This window comes from Enterobacter sp. C6 (assembly GCF_008122455.1).
GTDB lineage: Bacteria > Pseudomonadota > Gammaproteobacteria > Enterobacterales > Enterobacteriaceae > Enterobacter > Enterobacter pseudoroggenkampii.
In genome coordinates, this window is the sequence record NZ_QPFW01000219.1 from 1 (window position 1) to 25,447 (window position 25,447).

Annotated in this window: 26 protein-coding genes and 1 pseudogene; 10 read left to right on the forward strand and 17 right to left on the reverse strand. The window is 54.5% G+C overall.

Annotated elements, in window-relative coordinates:
* From DOU50_RS11915 to DOU50_RS11940, 6 genes are all read right to left on the reverse strand, one after another.
* A partial coding sequence (locus DOU50_RS11915) for a chloride channel protein (RefSeq protein ID WP_194266143.1) occupies nt 1-579 on the reverse strand: 579 nt, incomplete at its 3' end.
* A gap of 102 nt (nt 580-681) precedes the next feature.
* Nucleotides 682-1,830 (reverse strand): osmoprotectant ABC transporter ATP-binding protein OsmV, encoded by a 1,149-nt coding sequence (gene osmV, locus DOU50_RS11920; RefSeq protein ID WP_148769448.1) that lies wholly within the window; start codon nt 1,828-1,830, stop codon nt 682-684.
* Nucleotides 1,830-2,477 carry an osmoprotectant ABC transporter permease OsmW gene (osmW, locus tag DOU50_RS11925; protein ID WP_014169860.1) on the reverse strand — a complete coding sequence of 216 codons (648 nt, stop codon included), beginning with the start codon at nt 2,475-2,477 and terminating at the stop codon, nt 1,830-1,832. The genes osmV and osmW overlap by 1 nt, the downstream gene beginning before the upstream one ends.
* Nucleotides 2,478-2,485: 8 nt before the next feature.
* A complete protein-coding gene (gene osmX, locus DOU50_RS11930; protein WP_148769449.1) occupies nt 2,486-3,385 on the reverse strand; it encodes an osmoprotectant ABC transporter substrate-binding protein OsmX in 900 nt (299 codons plus the stop codon).
* Between the two features lie 18 nt (nt 3,386-3,403).
* Nucleotides 3,404-4,114: an osmoprotectant ABC transporter permease OsmY gene (gene osmY, locus DOU50_RS11935; RefSeq protein ID WP_148769450.1), complete on the reverse strand. Its 711-nt coding sequence runs from the start codon at nt 4,112-4,114 to the stop codon at nt 3,404-3,406.
* A 275-nt stretch (nt 4,115-4,389) separates the two neighbouring features.
* Nucleotides 4,390-5,337: an NAD-dependent epimerase/dehydratase family protein gene (locus DOU50_RS11940; RefSeq protein ID WP_148769451.1), complete on the reverse strand. Its 948-nt coding sequence runs from the start codon at nt 5,335-5,337 to the stop codon at nt 4,390-4,392.
* Nucleotides 5,338-5,429: 92 nt separating this feature from the next.
* Between DOU50_RS11940 and DOU50_RS11945 the strand changes: the two genes are divergently transcribed.
* Complete coding sequence (locus DOU50_RS11945) at nt 5,430-5,879, forward strand: MerR family transcriptional regulator (RefSeq protein WP_024909124.1); 450 nt, start codon at nt 5,430-5,432, stop codon at nt 5,877-5,879.
* Here DOU50_RS11945 and DOU50_RS11950 read toward each other — a convergent pair.
* Nucleotides 5,829-6,566, reverse strand: coding sequence for a YoaK family protein (locus DOU50_RS11950; RefSeq protein ID WP_148769452.1), 738 nt, complete (start codon nt 6,564-6,566; stop codon nt 5,829-5,831). The two genes, DOU50_RS11945 and DOU50_RS11950, sit on opposite strands and share 51 nt — an antisense overlap.
* 158 nt (nt 6,567-6,724) lie before the next feature.
* Nucleotides 6,725-7,348: a glutathione S-transferase family protein gene (locus DOU50_RS11955; RefSeq protein WP_148769453.1), complete on the reverse strand. Its 624-nt coding sequence runs from the start codon at nt 7,346-7,348 to the stop codon at nt 6,725-6,727.
* A gap of 428 nt (nt 7,349-7,776) precedes the next feature.
* Between DOU50_RS11955 and DOU50_RS11960 the strand changes: the two genes are divergently transcribed.
* Nucleotides 7,777-8,232: a hypothetical protein gene (locus DOU50_RS11960; protein ID WP_148769454.1), complete on the forward strand. Its 456-nt coding sequence runs from the start codon at nt 7,777-7,779 to the stop codon at nt 8,230-8,232.
* A gap of 43 nt (nt 8,233-8,275) precedes the next feature.
* Here DOU50_RS11960 and DOU50_RS11965 read toward each other — a convergent pair.
* Nucleotides 8,276-8,685 (reverse strand): annotated as a pseudogene (locus DOU50_RS11965) (YybH family protein).
* Between the two features lie 284 nt (nt 8,686-8,969).
* Between DOU50_RS11965 and DOU50_RS11970 the strand changes: the two are divergent.
* Together DOU50_RS11970 and DOU50_RS11975 are read left to right on the forward strand one after the other, a co-directional pair.
* Entirely contained in the window at nt 8,970-9,305 is a 336-nt protein-coding gene (locus tag DOU50_RS11970; RefSeq protein ID WP_228117529.1) for a hypothetical protein, read from the forward strand.
* A 137-nt stretch (nt 9,306-9,442) separates the two neighbouring features.
* A complete protein-coding gene (locus tag DOU50_RS11975; RefSeq protein ID WP_148769455.1) occupies nt 9,443-10,153 on the forward strand; it encodes a YnfC family lipoprotein in 711 nt (236 codons plus the stop codon).
* A gap of 218 nt (nt 10,154-10,371) precedes the next feature.
* Here DOU50_RS11975 and DOU50_RS11980 read toward each other — a convergent pair whose 3' ends face one another.
* Nucleotides 10,372-10,689, reverse strand: a complete 318-nt coding sequence (locus DOU50_RS11980; RefSeq protein WP_148769456.1) for a YebG family protein — start codon at nt 10,687-10,689, stop codon at nt 10,372-10,374.
* 76 nt (nt 10,690-10,765) lie between these two features.
* The gene (locus DOU50_RS11985; protein WP_148769457.1) at nt 10,766-11,746 is read right to left on the reverse strand and encodes a nitrilase family protein; all 981 of its coding nucleotides are present in this window, start codon (nt 11,744-11,746) and stop codon (nt 10,766-10,768) included.
* Nucleotides 11,747-11,846: 100 nt separating this feature from the next.
* Here DOU50_RS11985 and DOU50_RS11990 point away from each other — a divergent pair, with 100 nt between their 5' ends.
* Nucleotides 11,847-12,761 (forward strand): LysR family transcriptional regulator, encoded by a 915-nt coding sequence (locus DOU50_RS11990; protein ID WP_228117530.1) that lies wholly within the window; start codon nt 11,847-11,849, stop codon nt 12,759-12,761.
* On the opposite strand, the gene DOU50_RS11995 is transcribed toward DOU50_RS11990, so the two are convergent.
* Complete coding sequence (locus tag DOU50_RS11995; RefSeq protein WP_148769458.1) at nt 12,685-13,035, reverse strand: helix-turn-helix domain-containing protein; 351 nt, start codon at nt 13,033-13,035, stop codon at nt 12,685-12,687. The two genes, DOU50_RS11990 and DOU50_RS11995, sit on opposite strands and share 77 nt — an antisense overlap.
* Before the next feature lie 336 nt (nt 13,036-13,371).
* On the opposite strand from DOU50_RS11995, the gene DOU50_RS12000 reads away from it, so the two are divergent.
* Complete coding sequence (locus DOU50_RS12000) at nt 13,372-14,547, forward strand: efflux RND transporter periplasmic adaptor subunit (RefSeq protein ID WP_148769459.1); 1,176 nt, start codon at nt 13,372-13,374, stop codon at nt 14,545-14,547.
* A gap of 23 nt (nt 14,548-14,570) precedes the next feature.
* Entirely contained in the window at nt 14,571-17,723 is a 3,153-nt protein-coding gene (gene oqxB / locus DOU50_RS12005) for a multidrug efflux RND transporter permease subunit OqxB (protein WP_024909113.1), read from the forward strand.
* Between the two features lie 67 nt (nt 17,724-17,790).
* Here the strand turns inward: oqxB and DOU50_RS12010 are convergent, their stop codons facing one another.
* The 3 genes from DOU50_RS12010 to DOU50_RS12020 form a co-directional block, all read right to left on the reverse strand.
* Complete coding sequence (locus tag DOU50_RS12010; protein WP_024909112.1) at nt 17,791-18,270, reverse strand: RrF2 family transcriptional regulator; 480 nt, start codon at nt 18,268-18,270, stop codon at nt 17,791-17,793.
* Between the two features lie 138 nt (nt 18,271-18,408).
* Nucleotides 18,409-19,797, reverse strand: coding sequence for a sensor histidine kinase (locus tag DOU50_RS12015; protein ID WP_148769460.1), 1,389 nt, complete (start codon nt 19,795-19,797; stop codon nt 18,409-18,411).
* A complete protein-coding gene (locus tag DOU50_RS12020; RefSeq protein WP_032651131.1) occupies nt 19,797-20,474 on the reverse strand; it encodes a response regulator transcription factor in 678 nt (225 codons plus the stop codon). The genes DOU50_RS12015 and DOU50_RS12020 overlap by 1 nt, the downstream gene beginning before the upstream one ends.
* 203 nt (nt 20,475-20,677) lie before the next feature.
* Between DOU50_RS12020 and DOU50_RS12025 the strand changes: the two genes are divergently transcribed.
* Both DOU50_RS12025 and DOU50_RS12030 read left to right on the forward strand, forming a co-directional pair.
* Complete coding sequence (locus DOU50_RS12025; RefSeq protein WP_148769461.1) at nt 20,678-21,514, forward strand: MipA/OmpV family protein; 837 nt, start codon at nt 20,678-20,680, stop codon at nt 21,512-21,514.
* A gap of 281 nt (nt 21,515-21,795) precedes the next feature.
* Nucleotides 21,796-22,221, forward strand: a complete 426-nt coding sequence (locus tag DOU50_RS12030; protein ID WP_148769462.1) for a VOC family protein — start codon at nt 21,796-21,798, stop codon at nt 22,219-22,221.
* Nucleotides 22,222-22,492: 271 nt separating this feature from the next.
* Here DOU50_RS12030 and DOU50_RS12035 read toward each other — a convergent pair whose 3' ends face one another.
* Together DOU50_RS12035 and DOU50_RS12040 are read right to left on the reverse strand one after the other, a co-directional pair.
* Nucleotides 22,493-22,786 (reverse strand): DUF6966 domain-containing protein, encoded by a 294-nt coding sequence (locus DOU50_RS12035; protein ID WP_061715348.1) that lies wholly within the window; start codon nt 22,784-22,786, stop codon nt 22,493-22,495.
* Nucleotides 22,783-24,321 (reverse strand): MFS transporter, encoded by a 1,539-nt coding sequence (locus DOU50_RS12040; RefSeq protein ID WP_148769463.1) that lies wholly within the window; start codon nt 24,319-24,321, stop codon nt 22,783-22,785. The genes DOU50_RS12035 and DOU50_RS12040 overlap by 4 nt, the downstream gene beginning before the upstream one ends.
* A 175-nt stretch (nt 24,322-24,496) precedes the next feature.
* Here DOU50_RS12040 and DOU50_RS12045 point away from each other — a divergent pair, with 175 nt between their 5' ends.
* On the forward strand, nt 24,497-25,357 hold the full coding sequence (locus DOU50_RS12045) for a LysR family transcriptional regulator (RefSeq protein WP_048989552.1): 861 nt from the start codon (nt 24,497-24,499) through the stop codon (nt 25,355-25,357).
* Nucleotides 25,358-25,447 lie beyond the last annotated feature (90 nt).

A 25,447-nucleotide genomic window follows, 5' to 3' on the forward strand; every position in this document is an offset into this window, starting at 1 on the left:
CAGCATCAGGGTGCCAAACAGAATCTCAGCGATGAACAGGCTTCCGGCTAAGGGAGCATGGTAAGCGCTGGCCATCCCGGCGGCGGCACCGCAGGCTATCCATAATTTCCACTCGGATTTGGGCGTAAAGCGCCGGGCGAAAAGGGAGGCGGCGAGGGCGGCAAGCAGGATCATCGCCCCTTCACGCCCGATGGCGCTTCCGCTGGCAACGACCAGCAGTGAGGCGAGGGATTTAACCAGGCTGGCGCCGTAGTCAAACTGGCCGTCACCGGTCTCCAGCGCTTCCATGTAGTCGGTGGGGGCATGAGGCCGCTGCGCGGTCAGACGCTGCCATCCCCAGAGCAGCAGCCCGGCCGCCAGACCACCCAGCGCTGGCGTCAGCGCGCGCCGCCAGGGGGAGAGCGACGCGGCGGCATTCACCAGGCTGCCGCTGTCGTTGCTGAGAAGCAGCCACTCCAGCAGGTACATGCTGTGGCGGAACACCGCCACGGCCAGCGCGGCCAGCACGCCTGTAACGGTGGCAATCAGCAGTCGGCGAAACATCGCGCGGATGTCGGGGTACGTATGAAGACGTTGCATGGGTCGCGAGTCAACGGGAAAGATACAATATTGTGGCGGCAAATCGTGGGGTTAGCAAAAGGTATGCGTGCGGAAAAGCCGGGCAATGCCCGGCCTGAAAGGTTAACTGTCGCTATGAATATTCAGCGCCCGGCGCGTACGCCCTGAACTCAGGTACTCGGCAATATAGTCCTGAGAAATCTCGCCGTTGTAGCGCCCGTCCTCATCCACGATCGGCATCCAGCTGGTGTTGCTCTCATACAGGCGTGACAGCACCACGCGCAGGTTGTCTTCCGCTTTGCCGGTCATGCGGAACGGATGCAGGATGTCGGCGCAGGTCCCGCTGGCATTACGCGCTTCGCGACGCTTCACAAAGCCCAGCGGCTTGCCGTGCTCGTCAACCACGGTAATCGCGCGAATATCGTTATCATCCATGGTCGCAAAGGCTTCAGGGAGCGGAGTAGAGCCCCGCACCGTAATGGTCGGCTGCTGGTCGGTGACGTCGCCCGCCGAGACCAGCAGCAGGCGCTTCAGCGTGCGGTCCTGACCGACAAACGAGCCGACAAACTCGTTCGCCGGTTTCGCCAGCAGTTCGTCCGGGCTGGCGCACTGCACGATTTTCCCCTGACGGAACACCGCAATACGGTCGCCGAGCTTCAGGGCTTCGTCGATATCGTGGCTGACCAGCATGACGGTTTTTTTCAGCTTGCGCTGCATCTCAAGGAACTGGTTCTGGATCACCTCGCGGTTGATCGGATCCACTGCGCCGAAAGGTTCATCCATCAGCAGTACCGGAGGATCCGCCGCCAGGGCGCGGATCACGCCGATACGCTGCTGCTGGCCGCCGGACATCTCGCGCGGGTAGCGATTCAGGAACTTATGCGGATCCAGCGCCACCATATCCATTAGCTCTTTGGCACGGGTTTTACAGCGTGCTTTATCCCAGCCCAGCATGCGCGGCACGACGGTAATGTTCTCTTCGATGGTCATGTTCGGGAACAGGCCAATCTGCTGGATCACGTAGCCAATGTTGCGGCGCAGGGTGACGGTGTCCATCCCGCTGGTGTCTTCACCGTTGATCAGGATTGTCCCACTGCTGGGGGTAATGAGGCGGTTAATCATCTTCAGGGTGGTGGTCTTCCCGCAGCCTGACGGGCCGAGCAGGACGCACATTTCCCCTTCGGGCACGTTCAGGTTGACGTTGTCCACGGCCTTAAAGGTCTGGCCGTGCTTCTGGGAAAATTGTTTGGTGAGGTTTTCCAGTTTTATCATTATCGAATCCCCTTTGGAGTCAGAACCACCTGCAGACGGTGCAGCAGCCAGTCGAGCACAATCGCTAAAAGACAAATCATCAGCGCGCCCGCAATCAACATGCGAATATCGCTTCCGCCGATGCCGTTGAGCAGCAGCAGGCCCAGGCCGCCCGCGCCGATCACCGCGGCAATCGCCATCACTCCGATGTTCATCACCACGGCGGTGCGTATGCCGCCGAAAATCACCGGCAGCGCCATCGGGATTTCGACCCAGCGCAGGCGCTGCCAGAAGGTCATGCCGATGCCGCGCCCGGCTTCACGCAGGCCCGGCGGCAGGCTGTCGAGCGCCGTATGGGTGTTACGCACAATCGGCAGCAGCGAGTAGAGAAATACCGCCGTGATCGCGGGCAGGGCACCAATTCCCTGACCGATCAGCGAAAACAGCGGGATCATCAGGCCAAACAGCGCAATGGACGGAATGGTCAGCACGATGGTGGCAATCCCCAGCACCGGCGTTGCCAGCCACTTGTGGCGAACAATCAGAATGCCCAGCGGTACGCCGATGAGAATGGCTAAGCCCACGGCCAGCGCCACCAGCCACAGATGCTGCAGCGTCAGGGTTAACAGGTAGTCCCAGTTGTCCAGAATGTAGTGAATCGTCTCCATAGCGCCTCCTACAGCAGCTGTTTGCTACGCAGGAAATCGCGGGCGACCTGCTGCGGTGACTGATGGTCGATATCCACCTTCTTGTTCAGCTCGGTGATAACGTCGTTGTTGAGCTGGGCCGAGAGGGTGTTGAGCGCCTCTTCCAGGCCGGGGTTGGCCTCTAGTGTGTCCTTACGCACCACCGGGGTGACCGCATAGCTCGGGAAGAAGCCTCTATCGTCTTCCAGCACCTTGAGGTCGAAGCCCTTCACGCGACCATCGGTGGTATAAATCAGCCCGGCGTCAACGAAGCCGTCGCGCACCGCGTTATAGACCAGGCCGGGGTCCATCTGACGGATCTGCGGGCGGTCCAGCTCCATCTTATAGGCCGCCTGAAGCGGCTTCATGCCGTCGCTGCGCCCGGCAAACTCCAGGTCCAAGCCCAGCAGCCAGTTTTTGTCCGGGTTGGTTTTACGGATCTGCTCAATCTTCGCCACCATCTCCGACATGGTGTTGATGTGTTCCGCCTCGGCGCGCTTGCGCTGCATGGCGAAAGCGTAGGTATTGTTCATGTCGGCGGGTTTGAGCCAGACCAGACCGTGCTTCGCGTCCAGGCGTTTTACCGTCTCGTAAGACTCCTGCGGCGACATGCGCTTGTTGATGTGGTTAAAGATGATCAGCGACGTGCCGGTGTACTCCCAGGTCATATCAATCTGCTTGTTGATCATCGCGTTACGGGAAATCACCGTGGCAATGTTGGTTTGCGGCTGCACCTGGAATCCTTTCTTTTGCAGGTACTGCACGGTCATCGCCGAGAGAATATGCTGCTCGGTAAAGCTCTTGGTCGCCAGAATCAGCGGGGCCGCCATCGCCTGGCTGGTGAATAGCGCCGCGGCACACAGCGCCGTCAGGCCGGAAAACAGTCTCATAAAAGCTCCTTGTTATTGTTATCGAGCGAGATGTGGACTCATCACGCGACCCAGCGCCGCCAGCAGGGTATCGAGGATCAGGGCGAACAGGGCGGTGGCCGCCGCACCGAGGATCAGGGTCGGGAAATCGTTCAGATAAATGCCGGGGAAAATCAGCTCGCCGTAGCTGCTGGCGCCAATCAGGAAGGCCAGCGGCGCGGTACCGACGTTAATGGCGGTGGCGATGCGGATCCCCGAGAGCATGACCGGCCAGGCGGCAGGCAGCTCAACCTGACGCAGACGCTGCCATTTGGTCATCCCGATGCCGTTTGCCGCTTCCAGCAACGACGGCGGGACCGAGCACAGCCCGGCGTAGGTGTTACGCACGATCGGCAGCAGCGAGGCGAGGAACAGGGCGATGATGGCGGGCGTATCGCCAATGCCAATCACCACCATTGCCAGCGCCAGAACGGCCAGCGGCGGCAGCGTGTTGCCGACGTTGAAGATTTGCATCACATATTCGGCGATACCCCGCGCGGCCGGACGGCTCAGCAGAATACCGGCTGGAATACCCACCAGCAGGGCAAAAAACATCGACGAGAAAACCAGAATCATATGCTGTTGCCCGAGATAGATCAGGTCAACCTGGCGCGCCTTTATCGTCTCCATCCCGATACCCCAGACGAGGAGGGCGAGGACCACAATAATGGCGCCGACAAACAGCAGCGAACGTTTGAGTAATGGGTGCATTGCGGTGTGTCTCCCTGTGCGCATGCGTTATAGCAACCACCGGTTGCCTGTTGTTATGCCATGTTTCGGCAGGGGTAATTGACCTATAGCAAGCGTTTGGGAAGGGTTCCAGCGAAGGGGTAAAATCAGTAACCCTATGAAAACAGTGACAACCTCGGGTTAAGCCTTATGGCGTAAGGGCTGATTGAAGAAGAGGCAGAATAGTCCTAAAGACGAGAAGTGAAAGTGACGTTGTCACGAGTAATGGCCGCACCTCTGTCGGTGCGGCAGTGCATTTACGCTGTTTTGTGCGCTTTTGATCTCCATTCCTGCCAGATGTTTTCAAGACCCTGCCGGTATGAAGTGACGGGAAAGTCGGGAAAATGCCGCTTAAACTTCGTCGAATCAAACAGGTTGTCAACGTCGTATCTGGGCAACAGCTCCCGCATTTCGCGCGCGCCCTGCGAAAACAGCGCCGTCGCGGCGAAGGCCAGCTCGCCCAGCACGGCGTAGTCCGCCTTCTGGCCGAAGATATCGCAGGCGAGGGTAACAAACTGTTGATACGTCAGCCTTTCATCGCAGCAGGGCAAATGCCACCTCTGCCCGTATGCCTTAGGCGTATTGCCCAGCAGGGCGAGCGCGCGGCTGGCATCCGGCGTCCAGATGAGGGTGCGAAGCGTATCGTCACGTACCGGAACGCGCGGACGTTTGTGCTGCTTCAGCCTGTCGATAATGAGCGTATTCGTGAAGCTCTGCGTTCTCTCAGGCCCGTAAAACTCCGGGGCCCGACCGATGAGGACGGGAATGTCGCCCCGCTGCATTTCGGCAAGCACCCGGTTGGCCATCAGCGCACGCACGTTGCCTTTCCGTCCCCGGGGCGCAAAGCGCGTCTCTTCAGTTTGTGGCACGTCGCTCTGGGGGTACATGTAAGTATTGTCAAAATAGACGAATCTTGCGCCAGCCTTTCGCGTGGCCTCCAGGGCATTGTCCAGCATGGTTGGGAACTGACGCTCCCACAGCGCGGAATCAGGCGGCAGACCGGCGGTAAAATAGACCGTGTCGCTGCCTTTAACCGCCTCCTGCATCTGCTGCGCATCCAGAAGATTGGCCGCAACCGTGATATCGCTGGCGTGGACTTTCTGCGGATGGCGGCTGACCAGCCTGATATCGTCGGTATAGGCGCGTTTTAATTCGCGGGTCAGTTCACGGGCGATTTGCCCGCTGGCACCCAGAATAGTTTGCATATGAGCTCCCTGATGAAATGACGATCCGGTTGACCGTATAAAAAGTTTAAGCTTAAAGTTAACTTTAAGGTCAAGGCGTAAGAGCAGATGAAATGAAAATTGGCGAGCTGTCGAAAATGACGGGTATTTCCCCGTCGCGTATTCGGTTTTATGAGGCGGAAGGTTTACTGCCGCGCCCTGTCAGGCAGGGGAACGGCTACCGGTCGTATTCTCAAGAGACGGCAGCGCTGCTGAACATCATCGACAGCGCGCAACGTACCGGGTTCTCACTCGAGCAAATACGCCGCTTTCTGCCGCAGCCGCAACAACGCTGGGATCATGAGGGACTGATCCAGTCCCTGAAGACGCGTATTGCCGAAATAGAAGCGATGCAAAAGCAGCTTGAGGAAAACCGCAGGGAATTGCTGACGCTGGTCGCGAGTATCACCAACCGGCCGGAGGGGATCTCCTGCGACGACAACATGCAGCGCCTGCTGGGGCAGCTGCAACGCTCAGACGGTAGCGCGAACCCGTCTAACCCGCGTCGAGACGGTGATAATTGAAACGATAGCGACTACGGCGAGCATCAGCCCAAGCGCTAGCATGGCGTTAAAGCCAATCCATCGGAAAAGCAGCAGCCCCGCGATACCGCCCGTAATAAACGAAAACAGGGTGGTTAAGTGGGTTTTCAGCTGACTTTTTTGCGCCGCCGTATCTTTGGAGTAATCCCTGCGCAGCATCGCCACCATTACGGAGGCCAGGGAAATCCCCGCGTCCGTTAGCGTACCGGTAATGTGCGTCGATCTTACCCGTCCGCCGGAAAGCTGCGTGGAGGTGGAATTATGAATGCCCATCAGAAAGCAGAGAAAAAGAATAATCTCGCGATTGCTGGTGAGCGCATGGAAATACATTTCGTAGAAGGAAACGCCGGTCAGTAATATCCCCTCGACAAAAAGGATCTGGCAAAAAACCAGCCTGACGTTATGGATAATACCCCATATGACGATCGTGCGCGCAATAATGGCGCCAGCCACAAAAGAGAGAATTATCGAGCCGAAGAAAATAATATCGCTCAGATCGGTAGAAGAAACTTCGCTGGATAATTGTGAGGTGTTGCCGGTCATGTGTGAGGGGAAAAAGCCAAATGCCCCGAGGGCGATGGCGTTCAGCAAACCTGCTGAGGTCGCCAGCCAGAGAGCAAGCCGGCGATCCTCCTGATGCGTTCGTTCTTTCTTGAGTTTAATCAGCAAGAATACCTCCGGGTTGAGCTTTGCCTGACTATTCAGGCTAGCAAAGCGGTGCAACGGGCTGTCCAGGATATGGCTTAATTATTATTCCCTCTGACGACAATCAGGGTTTCGTAATTAAAAAAACAGCCTCGTTGCGGTATTCATTCAGGCATTAAGTTTTACACCATGCCGTTATTGCCGTGACGCAAAAATGCCGGACGCTGGTTAAGGCGCTCGAACCAGGCCTCAATGGCGGGCACGTCTGGCTTATCAAACGGCGTCATTTTCCAGCGATTCACCGACAGCCCAAGCACCACGTCAGCGAGGGTAAACGTCTCGCCCGTCGCAAAGGCCCCGGTGCGCTGTAACTGGTTTTCCAGAATGGTGATGCAGTGGTTCCACTCTTTGATTCCCGCCGCAATGCGCTCAGGGTCGTTAAAGTCCGGGTTTTTACGCCCCAGCGCCGGGAAAACATAGCGCCAGGCGTTGTTAAATTCAGTGGCCTGCCAGTCCATCCAGCGCTCAACGTTGGCGCAGGCCTGCGGTTCTGCGGGCAGCAGATCGTGACGTTCGGCCTTGCGCGCCAGATAACGGCAGATGGAATTGGACTCCCACAGCACGAAATCGCCATCAATCAGCACCGGCACCATGGCGTTGGGGTTCAGGGCGCGGAAGGCATCCGTTTCCGTTGAGGCAAAACCACTGCCGTAATCTTCCTGTTGATAGGCTATGCCTGCTTCTTCGCAGGTCCAGAGTACTTTTCGAACGTTTATGGAGGTGGTTTTGCCGAGGATGCTGATCATTACGCTGGTGTCCTTTAATGGATGTTATTGTTTAAAAACAATACACCAGATGTGCCAGAGAGGTTGGGGCAAAATTTGGTGGGGCGTGCTCTGTCTGACCCCGGTGAACGTTTCTGGAAGGCGCCTCGCAAACCGTAAAGTAACCTTATGAAATTCAGCGTTATGTCTTTTCCTCGACTGGGCGCGGTCGTAAAGTGCCTGCGTTGCGGCACATCCGCAATCGGGCGTAGGAACCCGTCAACCATATAGTGACATTACGTATGTCTCAGCAGTGCCGATCTCGTTACAATAACGGTGGCGCTGACGGAGCAGCCCTAAGGCTGGCCGTTTTCTATATGGGCGGTATTCCTACCTCTGTCAGCGCTACCCCCCGAGCGTAGGAACTCAAAAGGGTGGTTAAATAAATTCCATATAGAAGGAAGCCTTGTATGGCAACTATCCCAACCCTGACTTATCTCCCGTCTGACGAAAACGTCATTCTGCAACTTATCTCCCGACCGCTTCCGACCGATGCGGATCTCTTTGACGTCGCCGACAACTGCGCCGCGCTGGTGAGCGTGCTGGTCGAAACCGATGATATCGCGAGCCGTACAGCGCTGTGCGAGCGTCTCCTTCAGGCCATGCGCAGGCTACGTGAACTCTGTGATGTCGATCTTCCGCCATACCTGATTGAACAGTTGATCATGGGTGAGAAAATCAACACCTGCGTGCCCGACTGTTGGCAGGACACCTTAACGCAGGTGGACTATGTTCTGACGCTGACGCAAGCCGTTATGGGGGGAACGCTACCCGCTCACGTAGCGAAAGAGCTGACGGGCCTGCTGCACGATATGGTGTGGCTGCTGGCTGAGTTTGTGAGGGAGCCGCGCATTACTGCGCATTAAGGGGCTGGCGTGGAGGGGCGGCAGCGCCCCTTTGAAGCCGTGATTAACGCGATCGGTTCCCGGTATCCAGAAGCGATGTACCGTAGGAGTTGTCGATAGTACAAAGCCAGCGACCGTCGCTTTCCTGCCGAAAAACATAGATCGCGCGGCGCGACATTTCCGTTATTCCACCCTGACCATCAGGAAAACGCAGAACGGTTTCCATGATAACGAGGGCATTGTCACCGCCTTCGATCACCTGCATCTCTCCTTGTTCCACAATCAATTGGTCCTGAAATAATCCGAGATGGCAATAAACGCGTTGCGGATGTTTTCTTTGCCTTTAACCGTCATGCCTGGCTTGACCACCAGAGCCGCATCGTCGGCGTAGTACTCCATCAGGGCGTCATAGTTTTTGTTTGTGATGGCGTGGTCACAGGATTCGATGATCTGGTGTAGCGGATGTGGGGTCATGCGTATTTCCTCAGAGAGGGGGAAGTGTATTAACTTAACAGTCTTGCGTGTTTGTATAGCTACCAGGTTTTGTGGTTGGAAGGTTTAGCATAGAAGCGGATAGTTTTAAGGTTACGCCTGCTATGAATTGTGAGCTCAACGGGGTGATTTCTAAACTGATATCAAGTCATTAAAACCTTCATCTGTCAGGTTTTGTGTCAGCAGTCCCTACAGCAGGATAATAACTTCCTTGGGTAACTAAAGATTTTTTGCACAAAGTCGATAACTCCCCGGAAGACAGTCATTTGACGAAACAGTATTTATCAGGGGAAAAAAAGTTGAGATTTCTAACATTGTTTATCCTCCTTATTGCTATTACCTTACATGCCGAAGAACATGATTATGGCCCACCTGTCTCTGTATGCCTGAATAAACATACCTTTCCCTATATCAACACGATGATTCCAGCTGAAAATATTGTTAATGACGCTTATCTGGCGTGCCAGGGTGTCGTTGATGAATGGAATCGTGAGAGAGAATCCTTGCCCAAAGAAATGGTAATCAAGCAGAATAAGGAGTTGCGTGATATGTATATCAGGATGATTGAGATCCGTCGGAAAGCGAGTGCACACAAAAAATGAGGGATCCTTGTATCGAATGATTAGAACAAAAAGCAGACACTTAACGTGTGGCATGGAAACGCTTCGATTATTCGTAAAATATGAGAGCGCGAATTCACATCATCGTTGAATGCTATTTATTAATAAAGGGATGACTTATGAAAGCAGGTGTTTTTTTAAATCTATTATTATTGACGTTATCATTTGATGTCGCGGCATTTACTCAATTCAAACCGGCGGTCTTAAATGCTGCTCTTTTATTCGATCATGATGCAACCACCGGGAATGTAAAACATAGCCTCCAGTGGATGCGGGATGTTACCGGTAAACTTCAGGTTATGACAGAAGTTAGATATGATCGCAGCGGATGCTTTACGAGTATCAACATGGTTGACAAGGCAAATGTTCGAGAGTTTCATTTGGTCAATAAAGATGGCTTACTGACGTCACTTAAAGGCCAGCGTATTACCGGAAAAATAAATGAGCGCTGCGAAATTACTGAGCTTGAGAATGAAAAGGGTAATTACTTACTCAGTTATAATATACGTGGCTTGCTGGAGAAAATAATGGACAAAGATACGGGCGAAGTTGTAGAGCGATATGAATATCACAACAGCCAATTCCCCGTTCGCATAATAAACTACAGAGATCCAAAAGATGAACGCATCGTTTACCCATCCGGGAGTGCGCAATTCCTTGACTCAGAATTAGTGTCGAAAAGAGAGGACATCACTTTCATGGTGAAGCAAAGCTGTGCTTACACCGCTGATGGTAATGCAGATAAATGCTCGCTGATAGCATCCACTAACGACGACTATCGTGACTCAAGCCTCGTATGGATTTCTAATCACAAAAATGAATATTTCTAAATTATATTAAAAGGACTGAACCCACGTCAGCTTATCCGAAAGATTGATTAACGTCCTATTTTTTTATGTCAGTGCATCATCTCCTTAGCTCTTTCATCTCCTGCTTATGAAACGATGGTATCGTTAACATCAATCAGCAGGAGAGTACTACAGACAGCCGAAAAGCCGTAAGCAGTTATCTGCTTACGGCTTCCAGAACGGTGATGATTTTCTGACAATCAGGCCGCTTTCACAGCCCTGATTTTTTTCGTGTCAGCCGCATCGGAATCAGTTTTATCCGTTGCAGCTGGGGCATTGAGATCGGGAAGCTTGCTGGTACGCAGAATATGCTGCACGGTCTCTTTCTGCTCGGCGAGATACAGGCCAAGATTTTCAGCCTGCGTTTCATCCATCTGCATTCCGCTTTGCAACAGCCAGTCGGTGAACGCGTCTGCCATATCGAGCAGCTTGTCGTGAGCGTCAGCCTCTTTCTTACTGGCAAATGTCATTTTCTCTTCACCTTTTCTAACGACAACAAATTTTGTTTCAACAGCCATTATGCGCACCTCATACTGTAATTATATACAGTATAACAGTTCCGGATTAATGTTGCAGCTAAAAATTGCTCACCTTTTAGCGGGCAGGGGGCTCATTCGAAAAGCGTGCGCTGATCGCATCACGTTCATAGCCCTGTGGCTGCGTCAGTATCTGGTATAAATCAGGGCGGCGACCGTGGATCCAGCGGCGTCCGGTGCTCATAGCAAGCAGGCTTAAATCCAGCTCAGCGCTCACCATCGCATCTTCAGCCGCCCAGGTCTCATTCACGATCCTGCCATAGGGGTCGAGGATCATCGCATTGCCTGTACGCACTTCGTCATCATCGGCACCGACACCGTTGCTGAAGAGAAGAAATAAGCCGTTGTCATGCGCGCGGGCAGGCAGCCAGCGCATTAGCCATTCCCGACCGCCTGGCCCTTTGAATGCCGCGGTAATTTCTTCCTTGCGCGTTTCCCGTTCCTCCCAGAGCGCCAGCGGAACAGGCTTCATCCCGTGAGGGCTGCGGGAGTCGGTACCGCCTGTTTGATGCGGCGCGAGAAGAATATCGGCACCCAGAAGCGCCGTCGCGCGCACGTTTTCGACCAGATTATTGTCCCAGCAAATCAGGATACCGACCTTCACGCCCCACGGCGTATCAAAGACGGTAAAACTGTCCCCGCTGCTGATGGCCGGATGTTCAAAAGCATGGAGTTTACGATGCGTATGGATTGAGCCATCCGGCATACAGGCAACATACGCATTGTAGAGGCGACCATCGTCGGCGCGTTCAATAAGCCCGGCGCCAATCAGCATTTGATGTTTTATCGCCAGGGAGCGTATTAGCGTCAGGGAAGGGCTGTCGGCAACCGGCTCTGCCAGCGCAGACACCTCCGCTGCACTGAGCTTAGGGACATGCCAGTAACCGGTGATGCACATTTCAGGGAAAGTGAGAATGTTCACCTGCTCAAGCGCCGCCTGTTCAATAAATTTCTCCATTATCAGGAGATTGTATTTTTTGTTACTGGCCTGATGCTGAAACTGTACGGTTGCCGCCTTTAAGGATGTCAGTTCGTTCATGTTGCGTCTCCGGTTGTCATCGAGACTGAATTACATAACGATTACCGATAACTGTATAATCAAATCATTTCCTAATTCGATAACCATCTGGAATGTAAAAATGAACACCCGGTTGCTGAAGGCCTTTTTGATACTGGCTGAAAAGGGAAATTATGCCGATGCGGCGCGGGCGCTGTTTATCTCGCAGCCGGCATTGACCAAACAGATTAATCTCCTCGAATCCCTGGTGAAGATGTCGCTTTTTTCACGAGGTCGTCACGGCGCAATACTGACGGCCAGCGGCAGGCGTTTGTTGCCAGAGGCTGAAAAAGTGGTCAGGCAGACCCGGCAATTTATGCAGCATGCTGAGCGGGTATCAAAAGGCGTGGAGGGGCATATCACCGTCGGGTTCGGACTCTCAAGCTTTTATCTGGCGCCAGGCTGTATCGCTGACTTTCGTCGAGACTATCCGGAAGTAGAGATGTCATTGACGGATCTGCCTTCCTTCCAGCAGTACGAGCGATTGCAAAATGATGAGCTACAGGTCGGTTTTGTCAGGGTTCCTCCCCCCGTGGAGCTCGAATACCTGCCGTTATTTACCGATCGGCTGGTTCTGGTTACGCCCGCCGCGTCGCCAGCAATGTCTGCTGCAGAGTGGCTCACGAAACGCCCTCTGTTGCGGCTGTATGATGAGCGAGGGCGGGGTTTAAACGCGCAGATTGACCGCTTCGTGCATGACAACGGTCTTTTCATCTCTTCGACTCAGCTGACTGACGATATCCAAACTATCGTCGCGATGGTGGTTGCGGGTATCGGTGTGGCCATTTTGCCCACCAGCGTGACGCATATCGCGCCGCCGGAGCTGGCGATTATTCCGCTAACGGGGGAGTCAATCAGCTGGGAGGTGGGCATCGCCTGGGACGCAGGCAGGGAGGATGTCATCCGTGACAATTTCATTGCTAGCGTAGCTGCTGCGTTTCCGGACCACCCAAACTCCGCCGCCATGCCCCAGGCGCCTGACCATACTGACGCTTAAAGCTGCGGTTGAAGGACTGCTGGGAGTCAAAGCCAAGTGCTATCGCCACGTTCAGAATCGGTTCATCGCTGCGGGTTAAGCGCTCAACCGATTTTTGCAGCTTTTGCGCGCGAATATACCCGGCGAGGGGATAGCCGGTATGCTCTTTAAACAGGCGCTGGAGGTGCCATTTTGAGTAGCCGGAACGCCTGGCGACGGACTCAATGTCCAGACGGCTATCCAGGTTGTTGTCGATCCAGTCGAGTAAATCATGCATAAATGCGCCAGTGTTCATCTGGTTACCCTCACGCTGCTTGTCTAAAAGTATCTTTGTCTGTTGCATTAAAAGGTGGCGCGTTTTTGTAGTAATTGCAAGTTTTATTGTTGCATTTAAATCCCTGAGCGAAACGGGCCTTTTTACATCCGCTCAAATAGCACATAAAGTGCAACAATTATTCTTGCACTTAGTTAACCGCCTTCCTACAATCGCCGCGATAGTGTACTCGCAACTGTTACAGTTTTGTGGCGATGAACGACACAAATGGCCTTGAGACAGCCACCGGACAAAGGAAGTGGCGCGGTGCCTCCTGCTGCGTCTTGCCCGGCGGCGATAATGACTGGAATAAAAATAATGAGCCTGCAAAAAACCTGGGGTAACTTTCATCTGAACGCGCTGGGGGCAATGTTGCTCTCCGTGCTGCTCGTCGGATGCGATAACAGCGTCGCGCAAAATGCCGCGCCGCCTGCGCCCGCCGTCAGCGCTGCTGACGTGGTGGTGAAATCTATTAGCCAGTGGGATAGCTTTAACGGACGGATTGAAGCGGTGGAGAGCGTTCAGCTACGTCCGCGCGTGTCCGGCTACATTGATAAAGTGAATTACACCGACGGCCAGGAAGTGAAGAAGGGCGAGGTGCTGTTCACCATTGATGACCGAACCTATCGCGCCGCGCTGGAACAGGCGCAGGCGAACCTGGCGAGAGCCAAAACGCAGGCCAGCCTGGCGCAAAGTGAGGCTAACCGTACCGATAAGCTGGTCAATACCAACGTTGTCTCCCGTGAAGAGTGGGAGCAGCGTCGTTCGGCCGCCACTCAGGCGCAGGCCGATATTCGCGCCGCGCAGGCGGCAGTGGACGCCGCGCAGCTCAACCTAGACTTCACCAAAGTCACCGCGCCTATCGATGGTCGCGCCAGCCGGGCGCTGATCACCAGCGGGAACCTGGTGACTGCGGGCGACACCGCCAGCGTCCTCACCACGCTGGTCTCGCAGAAAACTGTTTACGTCTACTTTGACGTAGACGAGTCAACCTACCTTCACTACCAAAACCTGGCCCGCAGCGGGCAGGGGGCGTCCAGCAATCATACGGCGCTGCCGGTTGAGATTGGCCTGACGGGCGAGGAGGGCTATCCCCATCAGGGCAAAGTGGACTTCCTTGATAACCAGCTGTCGCCAGGTACCGGCACCATCCGTATGCGCGCGCTGCTGGATAACGCGCAGCGTCAGTTCACGCCGGGACTGTTTGCCCGCGTACGCCTGCCGGGCAGCGCCGAGTTCAAAGCCACGCTTGTCGACGACAAGGCGGTGCTGACCGATCAGGATCGTAAATACGTCTATATCGTGGATAAAGAGGGGAAAGCGCAGCGTCGTGATATCACGCCGGGACGTCTGGCAGACGGTTTACGCATCGTGCGGCAGGGGCTGAACCCAGGCGATAAAGTCATCGTCGAGGGTTTACAAAAAGTGTTTATGCCGGGTATGCCGGTTAATGCCAAAACCGTTGCCATGACCGCCACCAGCGCCCTCAACTGATCCCTTGACCTGAGAATCCACCCATGGACTTTTCCCGCTTTTTCATCGACAGGCCGATTTTTGCCGCGGTCCTGTCGATTCTGATCTTTATCACAGGGTTAATCGCCATCCCGCTGCTGCCGGTGAGCGAATATCCTGACGTCGTGCCGCCAAGCGTTCAGGTGCGCGCGGAGTACCCGGGCGCCAACCCGAAAGTGATTGCCGAGACCGTGGCGACGCCGCTGGAAGAGGCGATCAACGGCGTTGAGAACATGATGTACATGAAGTCCGTCGCGGGTTCCGATGGCGTGCTGGTCACTACCGTCACCTTCCGTCCGGGCACCGATCCGGATCAGGCGCAGGTTCAGGTACAAAACCGCGTCGCGCAGGCCGAAGCGCGTCTGCCGGAAGACGTGCGGCGTCTGGGCATCACCACCCAGAAACAGTCCCCGACGCTGACGCTGGTGGTGCATCTGTTTTCGCCTAACGGTAAGTACGACTCCCTGTATATGCGTAACTACGCCACGCTGAAGGTGAAGGACGAACTGGCGCGTCTGCCCGGCGTCGGCCAGATCCAGATTTTCGGCTCGGGTGAATACGCGATGCGCGTCTGGCTGGATCCCAACAAGGTGGCGGCCCGCGGGCTGACCGCTTCGGACGTGGTCACTGCGATGCAGGAGCAGAACGTACAGGTCTCCGCCGGGCAGCTTGGCGCCGAGCCGCTGCCGAAAGAGAGCGATTTCCTGATCTCCATTAACGCCCAGGGCCGTCTGCATACCGAAGAAGAGTTCGGCAATATTGTCCTGAAAACAACGCAGGACGGCACGGTCGTCCGCCTGCGCGACGTGGCGCGTATCGAAATGGGCTCTGGCAGCTATGCGCTGCGTTCCCAGCTGAACAATAAAGACGCGGTCGGGATTGGTATCTTCCAGTCGCCGGGGGCGAACGCCATCGATCTGTCTAACGCGGTGCGCGCGAAAATGGACGAACTGTCGACGCGCTTCCCGGCGGACATGAAGTGGGCGGCACCTTACGATCCGACGGTCTTTGTGCGCGATTCGATCCGTGCGGTGGTGCAAACGCTGCTGGAAGCGGTGGTGCTGGTGGTGCTGGTGGTCATTCTGTTCCTGCAAACCTGGCGCGCGTCGATCATTCCGCTGATCGCGGTGCCGGTGTCGGTGGTGGGTACCTTCAGCATTCTCTACCTTCTGGGCTTCTCGCTGAATACCCTCAGCCTGTTCGGGCTGGTGCTGGCCATCGGTATCGTGGTGGACGACGCCATCGTGGTAGTGGAAAACGTCGAGCGAAACATTGAAGAGGGGCTTGCTCCACTTGCGGCGGCGCATCAGGCGATGCGCGAAGTGTCCGGGCCGATTATCGCTATCGCGCTGGTGCTGTGTGCGGTGTTTGTGCCGATGGCGTTTCTGTCGGGCGTTACCGGCCAGTTCTACAAGCAGTTTGCGGTGACGATCGCGATTTCCACGGTCATCTCCGCCATTAACTCGCTGACGCTCTCTCCGGCGCTGGCGGCACTGCTGTTAAAACCGCACGGCGCGCCGAAAGATTTCCCGACCCGGCTTATCGATCGTCTGTTCGGCTGGATTTTCCGTCCGTTTAACCGCTTCTTCCTCCGCAGCTCGAACGGCTATCAGGGGCTGGTGGGCAAAACGCTGGGACGACGCGGCGCGGTATTTGTGGTGTATCTGCTGCTGCTCTGTGCCGCAGGCGTCATGTTTAAAGCGGTGCCCGGCGGGTTTATTCCGACGCAGGACAAGCTTTACCTGATCGGCGGCGTGAAAATGCCGGAAGGCTCTTCGCTGGCCCGCACCGATGCGGTGATCCGCAAAATGAGCGAAATCGGGATGAATACCGAAGGCGTGGACTACGCGGTCGCGTTCCCGGGGCTGAACGCGCTGCAGTTCACCAACACGCCGAATACCGGGACGGTCTTCTTCGGCCTGAAGCCGTTCGACCAGCGTAAACATTCCGCGGCGGAAATTAACGCGGAGATTAACGCGAAAATCGCGCAAATCCAGCAGGGCTTTGGCTTCTCCATCCTGCCGCCGCCGATTTTAGGGCTGGGTCAGGGGTCGGGCTATTCCCTATACATCCAGGACCGCGGTGGTCTGGGTTATGGCGCGCTGCAAAATGCGGTGAACACCATGTCTGGTGCGATTATGCAGACGCCGGGGATGCATTTCCCGATCTCAACCTACCAGGCTAACGTGCCGCAGCTGGACGTGCAGGTTGACCGCGATAAGGCGAAAGCGCAGGGCGTGTCGCTGACCGATCTTTTCGGGACGCTGCAAACCTATCTGGGCTCGTCGTACGTCAATGACTTCAACCAGTTCGGACGCACCTGGCGCGTGATGGCGCAGGCCGACGGGCAGTTCCGCGACAGCGTGGAAGATATTGCGAATCTGCGCACCCGCAACAGCCAGGGCGAAATGGTGCCGATTGGCAGCATGGTGAACATCACGACCACCTACGGGCCGGATCCGGTGATTCGCTACAACGGTTACCCGGCGGCGGACCTGATTGGCGATGCCGACCCGCGCGTGCTTTCATCTGCGCAGGCGATGACGCAATTGGACGCGATGTCTAAGCAGATCCTGCCGAACGGGATGAACATTGAATGGACGGACCTGAGCTTCCAGCAGGCCACCCAGGGGAATACGGCGCTGATCGTCTTCCCGGTCGCGGTGCTGCTGGCGTTCCTGGTCCTGGCGGCGCTGTATGAAAGCTGGACGCTGCCGCTGGCGGTGATCCTCATCGTGCCGATGACGATGCTTTCCGCGCTGTTTGGCGTCTGGCTGACCGGGGGCGATAACAACGTCTTCGTGCAGGTAGGGCTGGTGGTGCTGATGGGGCTGGCCTGTAAAAACGCCATTCTTATCGTGGAGTTTGCCCGCGAGCTGGAAATTCAGGGCAAAGGCATCATGGAGGCCGCGCTGGAGGCGTGCCGCCTGCGTTTACGCCCGATTGTGATGACCTCCATCGCCTTTATTGCCGGGACCATTCCGCTGATCCTTGGTCACGGCGCGGGTGCAGAAGTGCGCGGCGTCACCGGGATCACGGTCTTCTCCGGGATGCTGGGCGTGACGCTGTTTGGTCTGTTCCTGACGCCGGTGTTTTACGTGACGCTGCGTAAGTTAGTGACGCGCGGTAAAGAGGAAAGGGAAGTTCTGCCTGCCTAGGGATATTGCAGATAATAAAAAACCGCCTTCATAGTGAAGGCGGTTTTTTTTCGCAACAAATAACGCGTTACGACGTTTTTTGATACTGGGCAATGAGGTCGGGGAGCGGATCCCATCCGCTGCTGTCGGCGTTTTTGACCGCTTCCAGGGCGCTTGCCACGGTATGGCGGGCCAGTACCGCTAACGACGCCTGCTCAGCTTCTTCGGAAATCGATTTGAAATACCAGCAGGCGTTCGCGCTGACAACGCAGCGGGCCGGTACGTCAGGGCGCGACGCCCACAGCTTTTTATCTTCGATGACCGAAAGGTAGATGTCGCGCAGGGAGATCTCTTCCGGCGGGCGACCAAGGTGAATTGAGCCGTTACGGCCAAGCGTTGAGACGATAATGCCGTCACGCGTCAGCGGAACCATCAATTTGCGGATGAAGCTCGGGTTCGCTTCCAGGCCGTAGGCCAGAATCGCACTCGTCGAACGTTCACCCAATTGCTCCGCCATCGCTACGCTGAGAACCATCTGCAAAGCTGTCGGGAAGCGGTAATCTAACATTTTTTGTATCCTGGGTTGCGGTGAATCTTGTTCTTTTTGGCACCGCAGAGGTGAATAAGCAATAAACAACAATATAACAAATACGGTAATTATTTTGAAGCAATCTGCGGCATTTGCGATCAAACCCCCTGTTCTGCTTTAGCTAAACGTGCGGTCCGGGAAGTCAACCGTCACCATGAGGCCTCCTTCAGCGGAAGTGCTCAGGTTTACGCTGCTGTTGTGTTGCTGCGCCACCGCTTTGACGATGGCAAGCCCCAGTCCGCTGCCGCTTTGCAGCTGATTGGGATCGCGGAAGAAGCGGTCGAACACGCGCTCCCGCAGCTCGGTCGGAATGCCGGGTCCTGCATCTGAAACGCGAAGCCGCGCGAAGCTATCTACTACACGGACATCGACCTGAATCCGCCCGCCCTCGGGGCTGTACTTCACGGCGTTCTCAATAAGATTATCAATGAGCGACACCAGGCGTTCCCTGACGCCTGAGATCCGGATTTCATCCTCGGCGAAGAATTCCAGCTCAATGTCGCGCGCAGACGCTAGCGGCTCCAGCTCGGCCATTCGTTCCTGAATAAGCGTTGTCAGCGGCACTGGCTCCATAGCCGTATCAATACGCGCTTCACTGTGCATCATCAGCAGCAGTTGGTTGACGAGACGCGCGGCGCGGCTGTTGCTGCGAACCACTCCCGCAAGCAGCTCCTGCTGGTTCTCGCTGATGACCCAGGACTGCAGCGCTTCCACGTTGATGCGCATCGCCGCGAGGGGGGTACGCAGCTCGTGCGCGGCATCCGCAATGAAAACCCGTTCCCTTTCCGCGCTTTCACGGACTCTGGCAAGGAAGTCATTGATCGCGTCCACCATCTGACGAAGCTCCCTGTGCCTGGGAACGGCTTTTAAGGGGGAGAGATCGTCAGGCGTGCGTAACGTAATTTCATTGACCACCTTATTCCAGGGGCGCATCGCAATGCGTATTGACAGCCATGCGGGAAACAGCAGAAAAGGGAAGCAGACCAGCAGCGGCAGGATGTAGTAGCCACGTGAGTTCAGATAGATAAAGAAGTTCCAGCCGCTGGCTGGGGTGAAAAGGGTAACCTCCACATCGGAGTGAGGGGATTTGAGGGTGCGGCTGGTCCAGGTACGATCTCCACTCTGAACGTGCTCCAGTTCGCCGAACCGGGTGTTTGTTATCCCCGCGGGCGCACCGTCTGAAGCAAAAATAACGGTATTATTTTTGCGAACGATGAGGTTAATCGACAGCACGGGATCTTCCCCTCCGCCGTAACCTTCACGCAGGGCCTGGCTGAAGTCTTCCAGCACGGCGGTACGGTCCTGCGGGCGTCCGTCCATACGCTCGGCCAGGGTAAAAACGGTGTCGTACGTTTTACTGCCCGTGAGGATGGGAGGGCTGCGCAGGTCCTCCCAGAGAATGAAGGTTAAAAAAAGACACCACAGCAGGGTCAGCAGCAGCATCTGGGCGATGATAATTCGACGTACCAGCGTCGGGCGTCTCAGGTGATACCAGACGTTTTGCATCAGCCGGTCACCTTCTGAATGGATACGGTATCAATGACGTACCCGACGCCCCGCACCGTTCGCACATAGCCGTCGCCGATCTTTCGCCGCAAATTCCCCATATGCACGTCGAGCGCATTACTGAGGTTCTCTTTGTTGCCGAATATCCGTTCTTCCAGAAACCGTCGCGTAATCACGCGGTCAGCGCGCAGCATCAGCGTTTCCAGTAGCGCGTATTCACTGGCCGTCAGATCGATATGGCGTGCACTTACCTTCACGCGACGCGTCGGGACATGAAGAGATAAGCCTCGAATTTCTATCGCCTCATTCTCGAAACCGTAGCTGCGCCGCGCCAGGGCTCTGACTCGCGCCAGCAGCTCAGCGAGAATGAAGGGTTTGACGAGATAGTCATCCGCACCGGCATCCAGCCCGCTCAGCCGATCCTGCAACGTGCCTCGCGCCGTCAGGATGATGACCGGGATCCCCTTGAGCTGCTGACGCAAACGCGTCATCAGGCTCATGCCATCGCCGTCGGGCAGTCCCAGGTCGAGCAAAATAAGTTCCGGCACGCAGACGTCCAGCTGATGCAGCGCATCCTCTTTACGGCGGACCCATATGACGTCAAATCCTTGATCTGACAGGGCGATACGTACGCCATTGCCGAGATCGAGGTCGTCTTCGATTAGTAGAATTTTCACACTGGTAACTGTATCAACCGTGAATGAAGAACATCTTAAGAAAAAAACGGTATCAGGAAATCTGTCCGGGTTACAGCATCTGCTCGCGCTTCAGTGTTTCTTCATTTTCGGCTCATCAGAACCTTAGGGTCAGTATTCAAAATGGGCGTTCTGGCGGTTAACCGCATGCATCGTCATCATTTGAATCCAAAAGGGCTTCTGTAATGAGAAACATCGAACTGCGTCATACGTTCCCCCATTTACTTTCGGGCCGCAGCCTGAAAAACATCGCGCCGGGCGTCGTTCTGGCGTTCCTGGCCACGCCCGTACTGGCGGCAGAACAGGGTCAGGATAACGTCTTAACCCTGGGGGGCGGCGTGGACGTCGCGCCACGCTACTCGGGTTCAGATAAAACTCGCGTCAGCGCAGCTCAGGTGGTGGATTACGCCATGGCCAACGGTTTTTTTATCGGTACCACGCGGGGGATCGGTTACGGCAACAACATTGGTAACCTGGATTACAGCGCAGCGCTGAGCTATCGAGTTGGTCGTAAAGATAAAGACGTGAGCAGCGATTCGATCAGCTCCGGCAGCGACGAGCTACGGGGGATGGGCGAGATAAAAGGCTCGGCTGTCGTTGTGCCTGGGCTGGAGTACAAGGTGACCGACTGGCTTCATCTGCAGCTGCAGGCTGAGGTACCGGTTTCTGAAAGGGACAACGGTGAAGCGGTACATTTCGGCATTTCCAGCCCGTTCTACACCTCACCAACAAATGCGGTGACGCTGGCGCTGACAGGCAGTTGGGGATCCGACAAGTATATGCAGACCTACTACGGGGTCAACGCCGCCCAGTCGGCCGCATCAGGCTTTGCCCGACATGACGCCGGGTCCGGGATTTATGCCTGGTCGATGAATCTGGACTGGACCCACAAGCTCACCTCGCGCTGGAGCGTGCTTGCCTCAGCGGGCGTGACGCAGCTGACGGGGGATGCGGGGGATAGCCCGATTGTGCATCGTAAAACGTCCCCTACGGGGAGTTTGAAGGTGACGTACAGTTTTTAATTGTGGGTTGCGGCGGCTGGTGGTCTTGAGCCGTATATAAGCCGCTCCGGTTTAGATGGCGGGGCGGAACCTCTTGCTGACAATTACAGCACATGTGGTTGACGGATTTATCTAAAGCTCCATTGTGCTGTAATGACAAACACGGAGGGGATGATAATATCCACATCCATTCCAAAATAAGACATAAATCTATAGTTTATTGAGTACAGTTTTATTTCATCGGCAGAGCAGCCTCCAGGTATAATGTCCGCTCAGATAAACGGCAAAGAGGGTGTGATAAGATGCTGACATATATCACCATAGGTACAAATGACCTTCTGCGCTCCGTGGCGTTTTATGACGCTGTTTTTAGAGTGCTTGGCTATTCACGTGTGCCTGCCTGGACAGAAGGTTGGGCAATGTGGGGAGATGAGAATAATCCGGAGGAGGGTTTCAGCTTCTGTATTTGCCCTCCTTTTGACGGGCATCCCGCAACGGCGGGAAACGGGACAATGTTCGCATTCCGTGCCGATAACGCGGATCTTGTCAGACGGTTCCATGCGGCAGGCCTCCTTGCGGGCGGGAAGAATGAAGGCGCGCCGGGTACACGAACCGCGTACGGACCCGATTTTTATGTTGCCTACCTGCGCGATCCTGATGGGAATAAGCTGGCATGTGTTTGTCAGCATTATTCTCCGGAGGTAGATGAGGATTCAAAGGAACAATAGTTTCTCCATGGATGAAATTTAGGATGTTTAGCGGTGACTAAATCAGCCGTGTAATAGGGCGTTCCCTACGAGTAATCTCAATTCAGAACACGGCTGGCGCAGACTGCCTCTGGCTCGATGCGGACGATCTGACTGTGCTTAAGGTCCGCAGTGAGCGAAAAGCGGACCTTAGTGTTGTCCGCCGATTGGCCATGTTTCGGCGAGCCGCGTGGTATTCCGTACCGGAAACGTCGCCAGTACCTCACTGGCGTTGCTGGTAACGACGTTATGGTCAATCACCTGCTTTTAACAAGCCGATTGCATGGTCAAGTTGCTTGTAGAGCTTGTATCTCAAATCATCTAATGCGTCATTTTCTCGAATTAGAGGCAGCCCATTTTTATGGAGAACAATATCGTTAAATGATCCCATCCCGCCGTAAAGTTTTTTCAATGAATAAATGGATGATTCAAAATCAATATCGAGTTCGATCGCCAGTTTTTCAAATGTTTTTGCCCATGAATCCTCCTCATTGGAGGATAGTATTTTAATGATCTCAATTACTGTTTTCTTTATTTCATTTTTCATTTCCAGTCACCACTTCCAGGTATCTTAACGCCATTTTCTTTAAAAATAAGAAAACTGCATATAGCCAATATCCATACAGAAACTGAACCATAAATCATCACCCATCCGAAACCTTGAGATAGCGCTCCCTGGACAGTAGTACTGGAAATGTTCATAACTGGGGTGATCTGTTCCATCATCGTAATATTTCCTGCAGACAGCCCCTCAGCCAACTGACGCAATTGCGTGAAATCTGTTGCTCCTGATAATGTGGAACGAAGGTGGTCGGATATCCCTTCGACAAGAATAAACCCCATCAGTGCAATATTGATGGCAAGGCTGATCATTCGTGCGCTGATGTCAATGCCAGAAGCCATTCCAGCGCGCTCATTCGCCACTGAACCTGTTGTGGTATTCGTCACTGGCGTATTGGTAATACCCAGCCCAATACCCGCCAGCAGACATCCCGGCAGCATTGTTAACCAACTTGCAGACTCCAGGCTACTGCCCCATTTCATCAGAAGAAAACCTGCTCCTATAGTAAATAGCCCGGCCGGAATGACAACCTCTGCACGGTATCGTAGGGACAACTTTTCGCCCACTGGTGGAAATACCAATGTTGGCAATGTATAGGCCAATAGTGAGAGTCCTGCAGCGACATTGCTATAACCTAAAACATTCTGAAAATACAGTGGGATATATATCATGAAGGGCCAGAAGCTGAAGTTCATACCAACCGAACCGAGCAATGCCCCAGAGAAGCGACGGATACGAAACACCGAGAAGTCAAACATAGGCGCACTATTACTCCGTTCTGCCATGATAAAGATGACCAAACAGAGTAGCGTTGCACCGAGGAGAGTAATGGCAACAGGACTTATGAAGCCTAATGTGGGTGCCTGAGTGATGTACCAGACAAGTCCAAATACGGACAGTGACAGGAATACGATACCTTTGACATCAAGACTGCGTTCCTGAGGGCCACGAGATTCCTCAACCCCCATAAATACAAGTGCTAACGCGATAATAGCTATCGGAACATGAACGAGAAAGACCCATTCCCAACTTGAAATGGCGACAATTGCGGCGCCGATAATCGGACCAAAACCCAGCCCCAAGCCAAAAACAATGCCCCATGAGCCAAAAGCCTTTCCACGTGCCCCACTTTCAGTAAACTGATTGGACAACACTGCGATCTGGCAAATTAACATGGCTCCTCCCGCCATACCCTGCAAAAAGCGACCGGCAATGAGAACTGACGTATTTGTTGCCAGTCCGCAAACTAACGTCGTCACGCTGAATAACATCAGGCTGACAACAAAAAGGCGTTTGCGCCCGTAACGGTCAGCCAAAGTGCCAATAGCCATCAGTATAGCGGTGCAGGCGAGCGTATAGGCATTCATAATCCACTGCAATTCTTTGAAATCACTAAGCAATACTGTTTCAAGTGTAGGTAGTATCACTGGAATGCTTGATATTTCCAGACCGAACATCAACGAAGCCAGACAGACAGCCGCAAGAGTTAATGCGTTTTTGGCTGAGGGGGAGATGGTCATGGTGGTTCCCTGTAGCTTGAGATAGCTGAACATTAATTCCCGGCTTTAAAACAAGCCGGACATTATTATCATGAGGTGCAATTAATATTTGAGCTCTTATTTTGGAGTCATTGACGCTATGACGGAAATGATATAATTTCGTTACATTAATTAAATTTCATCATTAATCGTAGATATGGACTTTGACACCAATCTTTTACGGGCTTTTATCGCAGTCAAGGACACTGGGAGTTTCACGAGGGCGGCTCAGCGAATGAACCTTACCCAATCCGCCATCAGTCACCAAATCCGTCGCCTTGAAGAGCAGGCGGGCACGCCTTTGCTGATGCGAACGACACGTAGTCTGACTCTGACAGAAGATGGAGAAGACTTCGTTCGTTACGCCGACCAGGTTTTACGTGCTCAGGATGCTTTGGTCCGCCGTTTCCAGCGTTCCTCAGTCTCCGGCGTGGTGCGGTTTGGTGTGCCCGAAAACTTCATGGGAAATCGGCTTCCGCCTCTGTTGTCAAGATTCGCCCATCTTTTTCCGGATGTTCGACTTGATGTCACTGTGGATACTTACTTGAACTTGCAGTCAGAAGTCGATGCTAACGGGCTGGACCTGGCAGTGGTAATGTCTTTGTCAGGTAAGCACGATGATGGCATGGTGTTACGAAAAACACAGTTTGTCTGGGCAGCAGCGCGATCTTTTGAATATAAGTGTGACACGCCACTACCTCTGGCATTTGCTCCGGAACCTTGTGTTCATCGACAGATTGGAGTTAAAGCCCTGGACGGAGCCGACGTTAAGTGGCGTATGGCCTTTACATCACCAAGCCAGCAGGGATTGCGTGCTGCGGTTCTGGCTGGACTTGCTATTACGGCCATACCACATAGTGACCTGGAGCCGGGGATGACCGTTATTGACAGACAATACGGTTTACCAGAATTGCCGACCGCTTACTTCACTCTCATTTGGAGCAGGAGGGGAAAGACTCCTTCCGCTATTGAGTTTGGAAATCTTCTGTATGAGATGGCTGGTGTCGTTTCCGAATAAAGAGTTGAATTGGCCTGCTCCCCATTGCTCCCCATTGCTCCACACAAACAGTTATTCGTTTGTGAGCGAGGAGCGGAAATTGCTAACAGC